At 63.8% G+C, this 15,122-nt stretch carries 14 protein-coding genes; 13 read left to right on the forward strand and 1 reads right to left on the reverse strand.

Going from position 1 to position 15,122, the window contains the following annotated elements; translation table 11 throughout:
* Position 1: 1 nt before the first annotated feature.
* Positions 2-376 carry a hydroxyisourate hydrolase gene (gene uraH / locus ACWGTI_RS13230; RefSeq protein ID WP_454587516.1) on the reverse strand — a complete coding sequence of 125 codons (375 nt, stop codon included), beginning with the start codon at positions 374-376 and terminating at the stop codon, positions 2-4.
* 183 nt (positions 377-559) lie between these two features.
* On the opposite strand from uraH, the gene puuE reads away from it, so the two are divergent.
* The 13 genes from puuE (at position 560) to ACWGTI_RS13295 (ending at position 15,112) form a co-directional block, all read left to right on the forward strand.
* Complete coding sequence (gene puuE / locus ACWGTI_RS13235) at positions 560-1,978, forward strand: allantoinase PuuE (protein ID WP_454587517.1); 1,419 nt, start codon at positions 560-562, stop codon at positions 1,976-1,978.
* Positions 1,979-1,989: 11 nt separating this feature from the next.
* A complete protein-coding gene (locus ACWGTI_RS13240) occupies positions 1,990-2,853 on the forward strand; it encodes a bifunctional allantoicase/(S)-ureidoglycine aminohydrolase (protein ID WP_454587518.1) in 864 nt (287 codons plus the stop codon).
* Positions 2,850-3,350, forward strand: a complete 501-nt coding sequence (locus tag ACWGTI_RS13245; RefSeq protein WP_454587519.1) for an ureidoglycolate lyase — start codon at positions 2,850-2,852, stop codon at positions 3,348-3,350. Before ACWGTI_RS13240 ends, ACWGTI_RS13245 begins: the two co-directional genes overlap by 4 nt.
* 4 nt (positions 3,351-3,354) lie before the next feature.
* Positions 3,355-3,948, forward strand: coding sequence for a nucleoside deaminase (locus tag ACWGTI_RS13250; protein WP_454587520.1), 594 nt, complete (start codon positions 3,355-3,357; stop codon positions 3,946-3,948).
* A gap of 96 nt (positions 3,949-4,044) precedes the next feature.
* The gene (locus ACWGTI_RS13255) at positions 4,045-6,030 is read left to right on the forward strand and encodes a CocE/NonD family hydrolase (protein WP_454587521.1); all 1,986 of its coding nucleotides are present in this window, start codon (positions 4,045-4,047) and stop codon (positions 6,028-6,030) included.
* Positions 6,031-6,183: 153 nt separating this feature from the next.
* On the forward strand, positions 6,184-7,770 hold the full coding sequence (locus ACWGTI_RS13260; protein WP_454587522.1) for an ABC transporter substrate-binding protein: 1,587 nt from the start codon (positions 6,184-6,186) through the stop codon (positions 7,768-7,770).
* 16 nt (positions 7,771-7,786) lie between these two features.
* Complete coding sequence (locus tag ACWGTI_RS13265) at positions 7,787-8,746, forward strand: ABC transporter permease (protein WP_454575943.1); 960 nt, start codon at positions 7,787-7,789, stop codon at positions 8,744-8,746.
* Positions 8,747-8,755: 9 nt separating this feature from the next.
* Positions 8,756-9,583: an ABC transporter permease gene (locus ACWGTI_RS13270; RefSeq protein WP_454587523.1), complete on the forward strand. Its 828-nt coding sequence runs from the start codon at positions 8,756-8,758 to the stop codon at positions 9,581-9,583.
* Positions 9,583-11,238, forward strand: a complete 1,656-nt coding sequence (locus ACWGTI_RS13275; protein ID WP_454587524.1) for an ABC transporter ATP-binding protein — start codon at positions 9,583-9,585, stop codon at positions 11,236-11,238. Before ACWGTI_RS13270 ends, ACWGTI_RS13275 begins: the two co-directional genes overlap by 1 nt.
* A gap of 116 nt (positions 11,239-11,354) precedes the next feature.
* Positions 11,355-12,194, forward strand: coding sequence for an alkaline phosphatase family protein (locus ACWGTI_RS13280; RefSeq protein WP_454587525.1), 840 nt, complete (start codon positions 11,355-11,357; stop codon positions 12,192-12,194).
* A gap of 146 nt (positions 12,195-12,340) precedes the next feature.
* Entirely contained in the window at positions 12,341-12,907 is a 567-nt protein-coding gene (locus ACWGTI_RS13285) for a sigma-70 family RNA polymerase sigma factor (protein WP_352555779.1), read from the forward strand.
* Positions 12,908-12,921: 14 nt separating this feature from the next.
* Complete coding sequence (locus ACWGTI_RS13290; RefSeq protein ID WP_454587700.1) at positions 12,922-13,590, forward strand: anti-sigma factor; 669 nt, start codon at positions 12,922-12,924, stop codon at positions 13,588-13,590.
* 139 nt (positions 13,591-13,729) lie between these two features.
* Entirely contained in the window at positions 13,730-15,112 is a 1,383-nt protein-coding gene (locus tag ACWGTI_RS13295) for a S8 family serine peptidase (protein WP_454587526.1), read from the forward strand.
* Positions 15,113-15,122: the final 10 nt, after the last annotated feature.

Raw genomic sequence — 15,122 nt, forward strand, 5'->3', positions numbered from 1 at the left:
TTCAGCTCCCCCTGTAGGTCGAATAGCCATAGGGAGAGATAAGCAATGGCACATGATAATGCACTGTCGCAGCCATGCCGAAGCGGATCGGCACGCTGTCGAGGAAGGCCGGTTCCGGCAATTTTGTTCCCTGGCCGCGCAGATAGTCGCCGGCCGCGAAGACCAGTTCGTATTCGCCAAGGCGGAACTCCGCGCCTGCCAGCAGCGGCGCATCGCAACGGCCGTCGGCATTGGTGACAACGGTCTTCAGATGTGTTCGCGCGTCGCCCTCGAGGTGATAAAGCGCGATCGACAGGCCCGCCGCCGGCTTGCCGGTCGCGGTGTCGAGCACATGCGTCGTCAGACGTCCGCCATCGGCTTTCGACGTTTCTGCCACTGGCGCCTCCCATTTCGGTACAGTCGAACAAAGCAATGAATTGTGCGCCAATTAAAGGCGATGCATAAGTCCCGGTCGAGCGGAGCGGCACAAAAACACTTTCAAAAATTTCGGGGGAATGCGCAGGCAGCCCTTTCGACTATCCTGATCACAACTTCCGGCAGCGTCCGGCAGGGAGGGGCAATGCGTTACTTGAGAGACATGCGCGGCTACGGAGCCAATCCGCCGGATCCGAAATGGCCGGGTGGCGCGCATATAGCCGTCCAATTCGTCGTCAACTACGAGGAAGGCGGCGAGAACTGCGTGCTGCATGGCGACAAGGCGTCGGAAGCCTTCCTGTCGGAAATCGTCGGCGCCGCCCCCTGGGTCGGCCAGCGCCACTGGAACATGGAATCGATCTACGAATATGGCGCGCGGGCCGGCTTCTGGCGGCTGTTGCGCCTGTTCAGCGAGGCTGATGTGCCGGTGACCTGTTACGGGGTCGCCACCGCCCTTGCCCGGTCGCCCGACCAGGTCACGGCCATGCAGGAAGCCGGCTGGGAAATGGCCTCGCACGGGCTGAAATGGATCGACTACCGCGACCACAGCGCCGAGGATGAGCGCCGCGACCTCGAAGCGGCGATCAAGCTGCATTACGAGGTGACCGGACAGCGCCCGACGGGCTGGTACACCGGTCGCACCTCGATCAACACGGTGCGGCTGGTCGCCGAAGAAGGCGGCTTCGACTATGTGTCGGACACCTATGACGACGAATTGCCCTACTGGTTCGCGCATGAGGGCGGCGCGCAGCTCGTCATCCCCTACACGCTCGACGCCAACGACATGCGCTTCGCTACGCCGCAGGGCTTCAATTCGGGCGACCAGTTCTTCGCCTATTTGAAAGACAGTTTCGACACGCTCTATGCCGAAGGCAAAGCCGGCCGGCCGCGCATGATGAATATCGGCCTGCATTGCCGCCTCGTCGGACGTCCCGGCCGGGTGGCCGCGCTGAAGCGCTTCGTCGACTATGTGAAATCGCACGACAAGGTGTGGCTGGCACGGCGCACCGATATCGCCAGGCATTGGCGGGAGCACCATCCCTACCAGCCGCCCGCGCTCAAGCCGTCGAAGATGGAATTCGAGACCTTCGTCCACACATTCGGCGGCGTGTTCGAACATTCGCCGTGGGTCGCCGAACGTGCCTATGAACTGGAGCTTGGACCCGCGCATGACAGCTCCGGCGGCCTGCACAATGCGCTTTGCCGCGTCTTCCGCGCCGCCAGCGAGACCGAACGGCTCGGCGTGCTCAACGCCCATCCCGATCTTGCCGGCAAACTGGCCAAGGCCAGGCGTCTGACGGCGGAATCGACCAGGGAACAGGCTTCCGCTGGCCTCGACGCGCTGACTGACAAGGAGCGCGAGCTGTTTTCCAAACTCAACGCTGCCTACGTCACCACCTTCGGCTTCCCCTTCATCATCGCGGTGCGGGGCAAGACCAAGGAGGAAATCCTCGCCGAGTTCGAAGCGCGCATCGGCAACAGCCGTGGCGTCGAACTCGATACCGCCTGCAAACAGGTCGAGCGCATCGCGCTGCTCCGCCTGAAAGACATGCTCCCGCAATAGGGTTCAGGACTATGGATATGATCAAGACAACCGAGCGAACCTATTATGCGCCGCATGGCGGCCATCCCGGCCAGAACGAGCTTTTGACCGGTCGCGCGGTCTTCACCGAGGCCTATGCGGTCATCCCCAAAGGGGTGATGCAAGACATCGTCACCAGCCCGCTGCCGTTCTGGGACAAGACCAGGGCCTGGATCATCGCAAGGCCGCTGTCGGGTTTCGCCGAGACTTTTTCGCAGTACATCGTCGAGGTTTTGCCTGGCGGCGGCAGCGACCGGCCGGAGCCGGACGCCGGCGCCGAGGGCGTGCTGTTCGTGGTCGAAGGCGAGTTGACCGTTTCGCTGGCCGGCAAGACCCACGTGCTTCAAACCGGCGGCTTTGCCTTCCTGCCGCCGGCCAGTGGCTGGACGGTGCGCAACGAAGGCCGAGAGGCCGTGCGCTTCCACTGGATCAGGAAGGCCTATGAGGCGGTCGACGGCATCGACGCGCCGGAAGCTTTCTTCAGCAGCGATCAGCAGGTCGCGCCGAGCCCGATGGCCGGCACCGAGGGTCGCTGGGCGACGACGCGCTTCGTCGATCCAGCCGACATGCGCCACGACATGCATGTCACCATCGTCACGCTCGAGCCCGGCGCCGTCATCCCGTTCGCCGAGACGCATGTGATGGAACACGGGCTCTATGTGCTGGAGGGCAAGGCGGTCTACCGTCTCAACCAGGACTGGGTCGAGGTCGAGGCCGGCGACTTCATGTGGCTGCGCGCCTTCTGCCCGCAGGCCTGCTATGCCGGCGGCCCCGGCAAATTCCGCTATCTGCTCTACAAGGACGTCAACCGGCACGCCAAGCTCGGCGGCGCGGGCTTCGGCGGTCGCGCGCGGTGACCCGAATCGCAGCGCGGCCGCTGACCCGCGAAAGCTTTGCCGGCTTCGGCGACGTCATCGACATGGGCGGCGACAACCACTATCCGATCAACGCCGGCCGCGCCGAGCGCTATCACGACCTGGCCAAGGCCGAGGCGGCGGGCCCGAATTCGCGCGTGCTGATCTCGATGGTGCGCGGTACGCCTTACGAACTGCCGCTGAAACTGACCATGGTCGAGCGGCATCCGTTCGGCAGCCAGGCTTTTATTCCGCTGTCGCCGCGCCCGTTCCTGGTCGTCGTCTGCCATGACGGCAAGGACGGTCCGGGCGAACCGCACGCCTTCATCACAGCGCCCGGGCAGGGCATCAACTACCCCCGCAATCTCTGGCACGGCGTGCTGACGCCGCTCGGCGAAGCCCAGGATTTCGTCATCGTCGACCGCGGCGGCGACGGTTCCAACCTCGAAGAGTTCCACTTCTCGCACCCCTACGAGATCCATCTCCCTGACGAGACCTGAGTAAATGACCGACATTTCGCTGATCGACCGCCTGCTCGACGTCATCGAGCACGACATCGTGCCGAAGACGGCTGACGGCGTGGCCCACGGCAACAAGCTGTTCGGCGCCGCGATCCTGCGCAAGAGCGACCGCTCGCTGGTGCTGGCCGAAACCAACAACGAGATGGAAAACCCGCTCTGGCATGGCGAGGTGCACTGCCTGAAGCGTTTTTATGAAATGCCGAAGGCGGAGCGTGTCGACACCAAGGACGCCATCTTCATCGCCACGCATGAGCCTTGTTCGCTGTGCCTGTCGGCGATCACCTGGACCGGCTTCGACAATTTCTACTATTTGTTCAGCCACGAGGATTCGCGCGACTCGTTTGCCATCCCGCACGATCTGAAGATCCTGAAAGAGGTCTTCACCCTCGATCCCGGCGGCTACAATGCCGAGAATGCTTATTGGAATAGTTTTTCCATTCGCAGACTGGTGCGGGCACTGCCGCAGGCCGAGCGCGAAAGGCTGGAGGGGCGGATCGGCAGGATATCGGCACGCTACGACGCGCTTTCCGGCGTCTATCAGGACAGCAAGGCCGAGAACGAGATTCCATTGAACTGAGGTCGTGAAGCAGGCTGTGGCCAGGTCGCATTTTTCGCTGCTCCAGTCGCGATTGGCGATTGAAAGTCTTGGGCTGGCGGGGCGTTATGCCAGCGCATGAAAACCGTCACCGAATTTCCCCGCAAGGTCGTCGAATTTCCGGATATGGGCATCGTCATGCCGGATGGCTGCCGGCTGTCGGCGCGGGTGTGGATGCCGCAGGATGCCAGCAGCGATCCGGTGCCGGCGATCCTCGAGCACCTGCCCTACCGCAAGCGCGACGGCACGATCTTTCGCGATCAGCTGACGCATCCCTATTTCGCCGGCCACGGCTACGCCTCGATCCGCGTCGACATGCGCGGCAATGGCGATTCCGAAGGGCTGATGGACGACGAATATTCCGAGCAGGAATTGCAGGACGCCTGCGACATCATCGCCTGGGCGGCAGCGCAGCCCTGGTGCAACGGCAGCGTTGGCATGATGGGCATTTCCTGGGGCGGCTTCAACTGCCTGCAGGTCGCGGCCAGGCAGCCGCCGGCGCTGAAGGCTGTCATCAGCCTGTGCTCGACCGTCGACCGCTATGCCGACGACATCCATTACAAGGGCGGTTGCCTGCTGACGGAGAATTTCGGCTGGGCTTCGACCATGCTCTCCTATTCGTCGCGGCCGCCGGATCCGTTGATCGTCGGCGACAACCGCTGGCGCGATCTGTGGCTGACGCGGCTGGAGAACCAGTCTTTCCTTTTGCCGTTGTGGCTCAACCACCAGCACCGCGATGCCTATTGGAAGCGTGGTTCGATCTGCGAGGATTTCTCCGCCGTCAAAGCCGCGGTGCTGTCGATCGGCGGCTGGCATGACGGCTACCGCAACACGATTTCGCACCTCGTTGCCAACATCCAGGCGCCGGCAAAAGGCATTGTCGGGCCGTGGATCCACAAATACCCGCACTATGCCGGACCCAAACCCGCCATCGGCTTCCTGCAGGAGGCGCTGCGCTGGTGGGACCGCTGGCTGAAAGGCATCGACACCGGCGTCGAGACCGACCCGGACTACCGCGCCTATGTCATGGACTCAGTGCGGCCGGCGCGCTGGCACCCGGAGCGGCCGGGCCACTGGATTGCGGAGCAGGAGTGGCCGTCGCCCAACATCAAGGTCGAGGCAATCGAACTCGTCGCCGCCGGCGCCAAGCCGGCGATCGTTGCGACACCGCAAAGCTGCGGACTCGCCGGCGGCGAATATTTTCCCTTCACCTTCGGTCCGGAGCTGCCGGGCGACCAGCGCCCCGACGACGCGCTGTCCCTCTGCTTCGATCAGCCTGTGCTCGCCGAGGCGCTCGACATCGTCGGCGCGCCGGAGGTCGAGGTACGCCTTTCCTCTGACCGTAGGCAAGCCAACATCGCGGTGCGTCTTTGTGACGTCCATCCCGACGGCGCCTCGGAGCTGATCTCCTACGGTGTGCTCAATCTCACCCACCGCAACTCGCATGAATTTCCGGAAGCACTGGTGCCTGGTGAGGCCGTTTCTGCGCGCGTCGTGCTTGACCAGTGCGCCTACCGCGTGCCCGCCGGACACAAGCTGCGCATCGCCGTTTCCAATGCCTATTGGCCGATGATCTGGCCGTCGCCCGAGCCGGTGCGGATCGACCTTTCGGCGACGACGCTGAGACTGCCGTTGCGCCAGCTGGCAAAAGCTGACGAAGTTTCATTCCAAGCCCCCGAAGGCGCCACACCTTGGGCGACCGAGACGGTCCGTGCGGCGAATTCCGAACGCCACATCGACCGCAACGAGAAGACCGGCATCGTCACGCTGTCGATCACGGATGATTTCGGCGAAGTGCGCGATCTCGCGCACGGGCTGGCCAATGGCAGCATTGCCCGCGAGAGCTGGACGATCCATCCCGACGACCCGTTGTCGGCCTCGGGTCGCACGCGCTGGACACAGACCTTGTCGCGAAATGGATGGTCGGTGCGCACAGAGATATCGGCCGAGATGCGCTGCGACGCGCAAAACTTCACCGTCAGTGCCAGAATCGAGGCTTATGAGGGCGAAACGCTGGTTTTCGAGCGCGATTTCGAAGAGACGATCCCGCGCGACCTGCTCTGAGCGCAAATTCGACTGGTCCAGTTGCGACGTGCGATTTACGCCACGGCATGTCGCATTCGGTCTTGCTTACGGCTTTCCCTTACGGTCATTATTCCCCTCACAAGAAAAAAGAAACGACCACAAGGTCGAAACCAACAGAGTGAGGAACTCATCATGACAAACGAACTCGACTATCTCAGCCGGCGTGTTGCGTCCGGCAAGCTCAGCCGCCGTGATTTTCTCGGCCGCGCTGCCGCGCTCGGCGTCACCGCACCCTTCGCCAACATGCTGCTTTCCAGCGCGGCTCGCGCGGAAGGCCCGGTCAAGGGCGGCACGCTGAAGGCTGGCCTGGTCGGCGGTGAATCCACCAACAGCCTCGACCCCGCGCTGATGATGACGCAGGTGCCGTTCGCCTTCGGCAAGTGCTGGGGCGAAATGATCGTCGAGCTGTCGCCCGAGGGCAAGCTCGAGAACCGCATTGCCGAAGAGATCGGCTCGTCGGACGACGCCAAGGTGTGGACGCTGAAAATTCGCGACGGCGTCGAATTCCACAACGGCAAGACCGTGACCGCCGAGGACGTCGCCGCGACGCTCGAGCGCCATTCCGACGAGAAGTCGAAGTCGGGCGCGCTCGGCTACATGAAGGGCATCGAGAGCATCAAGGCCAGCGGCAAGGAAGTGGTGCTGACGCTGAAGGAGGCCAATGCCGACCTTCCCTATCTGCTCAGCGACTATCACCTGATCGTCCAGCCTAATGGCGGCAAGGACAAGCCAGACGGCGGCATCTCGGCCGGCCCGTACAAGATCGTCACCAACGAGCCCGGCGTGCGCCATGTCGGCGAGCGCTTCGCCAATTACTGGCAGGGCGACAAGATGGGCCATGCCGATCAGATCGAAGTCGTCGTCATCAACGACGCGACGGCGCGCACGGCGGCCCTGCAGGGCGGCCAGGTCAACATGATCAACCGCGTCGAGCCGAAGATCGTCGACCTGATCAAGCGCGTTCCGGGCGTCACCATCCGCAACCATGCCGGCCCTGGCCACTACGTCTTCATCATGCATTGCAACACGGCGCCGTTCGACAACAACGACCTCAGGATGGCGCTGAAGCTGGCGATCGACCGCGAGGAGATGCTGAACAAGGTGCTGCGCGGCTACGGCTCGCTCGGCAACGACTTCCCGATCAACGCCTCCTATCCGCTTTTCACCGAGATCGAGCAGCGCAAGTACGATCCGGACAAGGCCAAGTTCCACTACAAGAAGTCGGGCCATGATGGTTCCGTGCTGCTGAGGACCTCGGACGTCGCCTTCCCGGGCGCCGTCGACGCAGCCCAGCTCTACCAGCAGAGCGCCGCCAAGGCCGGCATCAAGCTCGAGATCAAGCGCGAGCCCGGCGACGGCTACTGGAACGAGGTGTGGAACAAGCAGCCCTTCTGCGCCTCCTACTGGGGTGGCCGCTCGACCCAGGACCAGATGTACTCCACCGCCTACCTGTCGACCGCCGACTGGAACGACACGCGTTTCAAGCGCCCGGACTTCGACAAGATGGTGCTTGCGGCGCGCGCCGAGCTCGACGAGGCCAAGCGCAAGGCGATGTACCACGACATGGCCGTCATGGTGCGCGACGAGGGCGGCCTGATCCTGCCGATGTTCAATCAGTTCATCGACGCAACCGGGGCCAAGGTCGGCGGCTGGGTTGACGATCCGCATCAGGAGCTGATGAACGGCTACGCCCTGGCGAAGTGCTGGCTCGAAGCCTGAGCCCGGCCTTGCGGAGATGTCCTCACCCATCGTGAAACTGGTGGCCCAGCGCATTGCGCTGGGCATCGTCCTCCTGTTGGCCGTTTCGGTCCTGATCTTCGCCGGCACGCAAATCCTGCCCGGCGACGTTGCACAAGCCATTCTCGGACAGTCGGCGACGCCGGAGTCGCTCGCCAATCTGCGCGAGCAGCTCGGACTGAACCAGCCCGCCTACATCAGGTATTTCCACTGGCTGGGCGGTGCGCTCACCGGCGATCTCGGCACGGCAATGTCGAGCGGCCAGGATATCGCGACCTCGATCAAGGGCCGGCTGTGGAACACGCTGTTCCTCGCCTTCTGGGCAGCGATCGTGGCCGTGCCGCTGGCCATCATCCTCGGCCTGATCGCGGTGCGCTACCGCAATGGCTGGGTCGACAAGCTGATCTCCGGCCTGGCGCTCGCTTCGACGTCCTTCCCGGAGTTCTTCATCGGCTACGTGCTGGTCTTTTTCTTTGCCGTCAAATATCAATGGTTTCCGGCGATTTCCACGGTCTATGACGGCATGCCGTTCGGCGAGCGCATGCAGGCGATCGCGCTGCCGGCCGCCGCGCTGACGCTGGTTGTTCTTGCCCACATGATGCGAATGACCCGCGCGGCCATCCTCAATGTCATGCAGTCGGCCTATGTCGAGACAGCGGAACTGAAAGGCCTGTCGGCCTTCAACGTCATCCGCAAGCACGCCTTCCCCAATGCGATCGCGCCGATCATCAATGTCGTCATGCTCAACCTCGCCTACCTCATCGTCGGCGTCGTCGTGGTCGAGGTGATCTTCGTCTATCCCGGCATGGGACAATACCTGGTCGACCACGTCACCAAGCGCGACGTGCCGGTCGTGCAGGCGGTCGGCCTGATCTTTGCGGCCGTCTATATCAGCCTGAACATCATCGCGGACATCGGGGCGATCGTCGCCAATCCGCGCCTCAGACATCCGAAATAGGGAGCGGGCATGCTCGATATCAAACGCATTCCCATCCCGGCGCTGATCGGCATCGTGCTGACGGCGATGTTCGTCGTGGCTGCTGTCTTCGCGCCATGGATCGCACCACATGGCAATGCCGAGATTGTCAGCGACGTTCCCTGGGAACCGATGTCATCCGCGCATTGGCTGGGCACCGACAATCTTGGCCGCGATCTGTTGTCGCGCATGATCTATGGCGCCCGCGTCACCTTGTTCATCGCGGTGCTGGCCACCGCGCTGTCGTTCTCGCTCGGCGCCATACTCGGCTTCTCCGCGGCGGTGTTCGGCGGCTGGTTCGACACGCTTCTGTCGCGCCTCGTCGACCTGCTGATGTCGATCCCGACGCTGATCATGGCGCTCGTTGTGCTCTCGGTGCTGCCGACCAATCTGGTGACGCTGATCCTGGTGATGGGCGTTCTCGACTCGACCCGCGTCTATCGGCTGTCGCGCGCAGTCGCCGTCGACATCAACGTCATGGATTATGTCGAAGCCGCCAAATTGCGCGGCGAAGGCAGCGGCTGGATCATCTTTCGCGAGATTCTGCCCAATGCGCTGTCGCCGCTGGTTTCGGAACTCGGCCTGCGCTTCATCTATGCCGTGCTGTTCTTGTCGACGCTGTCCTTCCTCGGCCTGGGCGTACAGCCGCCGGATGCCGACTGGGGCGGTATGGTCAAGGAAAACAAGGACGGCATCGTGTTCGGCATTGGGGCCGCGCTCTTCCCCGCCGCCGCGATCGCGGCGCTGGCGATTTCGGTCAACCTTGTTGCCGACTGGATCCTCAACCGCACGACAAGCCTGAAGGGAGGACGCGGGTGATGGCCGACACAAAAGCAAAGCCCGGCCTGCTGCTCGATATCCGCAACCTGCGCATCGAAGCGACAGTGTTTCCCCCCGGCGAGGCGCCGAAGAACATCGTGCTGGTGCACGACGTATCGCTGACGCTGGAAAAGGGCAAGGTGCTCGGCCTGATCGGCGAGTCCGGCGCCGGCAAATCTACAATCGGCCTGTCGTCGATGGGCTATGGCCGCGGTGGCGTGCGCATCACCGGCGGCGAGGTGCTGCTCAACGGCCGCGACATCCTCAAGGGCGGCAAGGAAGGTTTCCGCAAATTGCGCGGCCGCGAGGTCTGCTATGTCGCGCAATCGGCGGCCGCCGCCTTCAACCCGGCGCACAAGCTGATGGACCAGGTGGTGGAAGCCACGCTGCTGCACGGCACCGCGACACGGGCCGAGGCGGAGAAGCGCGCTATTGCGCTGTTCAAGAAGCTCAGCCTGCCGAACCCCGAAACCATCGGCGAACGCTTCCCGCACCAGGTCTCGGGCGGCCAGCTGCAGCGGGTGATGACGGCGATGGCGCTGTGCTCGGAGCCAGACCTGATCGTCTTCGACGAGCCGACCACCGCGCTCGACGTGACGACGCAGATCGACGTGCTGGCGGCGATCAAGGACGCCATCCGTGACACCCATGTCGCGGCGCTCTACATCACCCACGACCTTGCAGTCGTCGCCCAGGTCTCGGACGAGATCATGGTGCTGCGCCATGGCAGGCTGGTCGAATGGGGCGGCACCCGCCAGATCATCAAGGAGCCGCGCCAGGAATACACCAATGCGCTGGTCTCCGTGCATGAGATCGAGCACGCCGAACAGAAGCCAGGTACTGCGCCGTTCCTCTCGGTCAAGAACGTCACCGCCGCTTATGGCGGCAGCCATGTCAAGGTGCTTAAGAACGTCTCGGTCGACATCTATCCGGGCCAGACGCTGGCCGTCGTCGGCGAATCCGGCTCCGGCAAGTCGACGCTGGCGCGCGCCATCACCGGGCTTCTGCCGCCCGAGGAAGGCACCGTCACCTTCGATGGCAGGCCGCTCGCCAACCGGCTCGCCGACCGGCCGAAGGAGGATCTGCGACAATTGCAGATGATCTACCAGATGGCCGACGTGGCGATGAACCCGCGCCAGACCGTCGGCACCATCATCGGCCGGCCGCTCGAGTTCTATTTCGGCATCCGCGGCCGCGAACGCGACAAGCGTGTGGCCGAACTGCTCGACGAGATCGAGATGGGCAAGGGCTTCCTCGACCGTTATCCGGCCGAATTGTCCGGCGGCCAGAAGCAGCGCGTCTGTATTGCTCGCTCTCTTGCCGCCAAGCCGAAGCTGATCATCTGCGACGAGGTGACATCGGCGCTCGACCCGCTGGTGGCCAACGGCATTCTCAAGCTTCTGTTGAACCTGCAGCAGCATGAGAAGGTCGCCTACCTCTTCATCACCCACGATCTGGCGACGGTGAAGTCGATCGCCGATTCGATCGCGGTGATGTATCGCGGCGAGGTGGTGCGCTATGGCGCCAAGAGCAAGGTGCTGACGCCGCCCTTCGACGCCTATACCGATCTGCTGCTGTCTTCCGTTCCCGAGATGGAAATCGGCTGGCTGGAAAAGGCGATCAAGGGACGGCGCATGGCAAGCGCGGGCAACTGACGCAAGCGCAGCGCGAGCATCTACACGCACTGGCCGAACGTCTGGCCCATGACAGAAGAGGGCCTGCCGCCTAAAGGCAACAGGCCCTTGTTTCTGCCCAATCGCCCGGAGCCGTCATGGCGCTCAAGACCAAGCTTCTCCTCATCGTCCTCGACGGCGTGCCTTACCGGAACTGGCGCCGGCTGATGGGCAATCTCGAGGGCTGGGTGCAGTCGGGCGAGGCGCGGGTGTGGAAGATGCGCTCGGTGCTGCCGTCGACCTCGGCCTGCTGCTATGCCTCGATCCACACCGGGGTTTCGCCGCAGGAACACGGCATCCTGTCCAACGAGAACCGTTTTCTCGTCGACAAGCCGGACATTTTCTCCGAGGTCAGCAAGGCTGGCGGCAAGACCGGTGCGGTGACGCACTCCTACTGGTCCGAATTCTTCCGCTCCTATCCGTTTGACCTGGTCGAGGACATGGAGTTCGACGAGCCAGATGGGCCGATCACGCATGGCCGCTTCCACACCATGACCGGCTACAATTTGCGCAACCAGATGACGCCGAGCGATGTCGACCTGTTTGCGACGCTGACCATGCTGACCCGGCGCCACGGTATCGATTATGGCATCCTGCACACCTGTACGCTGGATTCGATGGGCCACCGCTTCGGCCACGATTGCCACGAGATGGATCATGCCGTCTACGCGATGGACGGCATGCTGGCTGCCTTCCTGCCAGGCTGGCGGCAAGCCGGCTACGAGGTGATCGTCACCGCCGACCACGGCCAGACAGGCCGCGGCCATCATGGCGGCCATGACGACGACATGCAGGATTTCGCGCTGTATTATTTCGGGCAAGGCAAAGGGCCGGAGGCCGATACGCTGCTCGACCAGTTGCAGCTGGCCCCAACGGTGCTGAAGCGGCTGGGCGTGGCAGTACCGGCGACGATGAAGGCGAAGGCTTTTCTGGATTGAGCTGGGCGCTCTTCCCTTCCCCACAGCCCCCACTGGCAACACACATCTTCTTCGGTTAGCTTCCGCAAAATTCCTTTGGCGGAAGGATGAACCTTTTTGGCACGATCGGCGACAGAGCTAACAGGAGCCAGGCGGCTCGACCGGCCATGACGGCAGCGACCGAGACTGATCGCGCGCTTGTCGACCGGGTCGCGAAGGGCGACCGTGCCGCTGTTCGGCTGCTGTTCATGCGTCATCACGCGCGGGTCTACCGCTTCGTGGCGCGCCAGACGGGATCGGAAATGATGGCCGACGATATCGCAAACGAGGTCTTTCTTGAGCTGTGGCGCCAGGCGCCCGGCTTCGAAGGACGCTCGGAAGTCTCGACATGGCTGCTCGGCATCGCCCGCTTCAAGGCGCTTTCGATGCTGCGCAAGAAGAAGGAAGACTGGATCGACGACGACGATGCGGCGCAGGTCCCCGACAGCGCCGACACGCCCGAAGTCGCCACCATGAAGGAAGACAAGGGCGCCGCCTTGCGGCGCTTCGTCGATGCCTTGCCGGAAGAACACCGCTCGGTGATCGACCTTGCCTATTACCACGGACAGTCGGTGACGGAGATCGGCGAGGTGCTCAACATCCCGGTCGCTACCGTCAAGACCCGAATGTTCTACGCCCGCAAGAAACTCGGCGAAGCCCTGAAGGCCGCCGGTTACGATAGGGGGTGGCCATGAGCAATCCTGAAGATATGAGCGCCGCTGAAAAGATGTCGCGCCGCGACGAAATGGAAACGCTGCTGCCGTTCTACCTGAACGGCTCGCTGGAAGGTTCCGACCTCGAAGCCGTCGAAGAGTGGCTGGCAACAGATCCGGCCGCGATGGCGGCGCTTGGCGAGGCCGAGGCCGAATTTTCCGGCACGACTGCCGCCAATGAAGCGATCCGGCCGCCGGCCGACGCGCTCAGCCGTTTTGCCAAGGCGCTCGACGCCGAGGCCGGGCCGGCGCGCGCGCCGGCGGGCCGTTCCTGGTTGGCGCAGGCGCTCGACCGTTTCATGGCGGTGCCGGTCGGCGTTGCCTGGGCGGCAGCCGCGGTCTTGCTGGCGTTGGTGGTGGTGCAGTCCTACGTGCACACCGGCGGCAAGGGCAGTGATTTTGAGATTGCCGGGGCCGAGGATGAGCTGGCGAAACTGCCCTTCGCGCTGGTCAAGTTCAAGCCGGAGGCCAGGATGTCCGACATCGCCGTCTTCCTCGACCAGAACGGGCTGAAGATCGCCGGCGGGCCGACTGCCTCGAGCGTCTTCCGCATCGCCATCCCGGCCAAGACCGGAGCAGACTACGCCAAGCTCGTCGGCCTTATTGCCGCCCAGCCTTTCACGGAGACTGTGATCGAGGGAAGGAAACCGGTTGATGGCAGCTAAGGCAGTCATTCGACTTGCAGCACTCCTAGAGCGGTTCACCGTTTCACGGAAACGCCGGACCGCTCTATCTCTTTGTTTTGACGCAATTCCGGACAGAAAACCGCTACGCACCTTTCTTGGAATTGCTCTGGCGGCGGCGATGACAATCGCCGCCGTGCCTGCGTCGGCGCAGACCAAAGATCCCAATGCCGGCCGCACAAAGACCGACTGCACCGACCCGGCCGGTGCAGCCGCGGCCGACTGCCCCAAGGACGACAATGGTGCAAATGGCGAAGCCGGCGGCGGCCAGGGCACTGTTGTCCTTCCGGCCCTGATCGTCGACCTGTTTCCCAATCCGCCCGCTTCCGCAGCGCCGGTGCCGACGCCCCGGCCGTCAGCGCCGCCTGCCGACTCGCAGGCCGGACCGCCGGCCGGCGGAGCGATCGTTTCGCCGACCGATCTTGTCGCGACTGCACCCCGCCGCGCCGTGGTCGGCGAGTTCGTGCCCGACGAAGTGCTGGTGACCATCGATGGCGACGCAGGCGCCGTCCAGCAGATCGCAGCCTCTTTCGGCCTTGAAGTGCGCTCGCAGCGCCAGTCGCGGCTGCTCGGCACCACTTTGGTGCGCTTCGGCATCCCCGATGGCCGCCCGGTTGGCACCGTGCTGGCGCAGCTGGCCGCCGACGGCCGCACCCAGCGGCGCGAGCCCAACCATGTCTATTCGCTGCAGCAGGCGGCCGGCATCGTCAACTATGCGTTCGAGCGCATCCAGCTCGACAACAAGGAGGCCAACGGCGAAAACGTGCGCATCGCCGTCATCGACACCGGCATTGACGACACCAATCCGGCGCTGGCCGGCGTCATTGCCGACCAGTTCGACGCTATGCCCAATGTGCCGATCGAAAAGCGTGACCACGGAACCTCGGTTGACGGGCTGATTGCCGGCGTCGGTGCGCTCGAAGGCATGGCGCCCGGGGCTCGAATCTATCACGCCCGCGCCTTCGAAGACGGCAAGTCGACCATGGATGTCATCCTGTCGGCGCTCGACTGGGCGGCGGACCAGAATGTCTCGATCATCAATATGAGCTTCGTCGGCCCCAAGAACGACCTGCTCGCCACCGCTTGCCGCAATGCCCGTGGGCTCGGCATCATTCTCGTCGCCGCCGCAGGGAACAACGGTCCGAAGGCGCCCTATGGCTATCCGGCCGCCTATGACGGCGTCATCGCGGTGACAGCCACCGACGCCAAGGACGGGCTGATGCAGCAGGCCAATCGCGGCGCCTACGTCTTCATCTCCGCGCCCGGCGTCGAAATGGTTGCGCCGAGCGGCGCCGGCTCGGACGTCGTCACCGGCACCTCGTTTGCCGCCGCCATCGTCTCCGGTGCGATCGCCAACCTGATCCACGCCGCACCCGAGCGCTCGGCTGACGATATCGCAAAGGCGCTGGCCGCCACCGCGAGGGATCTCGGCCCGAAGGGGCGGGACAATGATTTCGGCTACGGGTTGCTGGACACCAAGGCTGCTGAAGCGGAGAAGGAGTAGCCGCCCTGGC

This window comes from Mesorhizobium sp. ArgA1, from assembly GCF_053714375.1.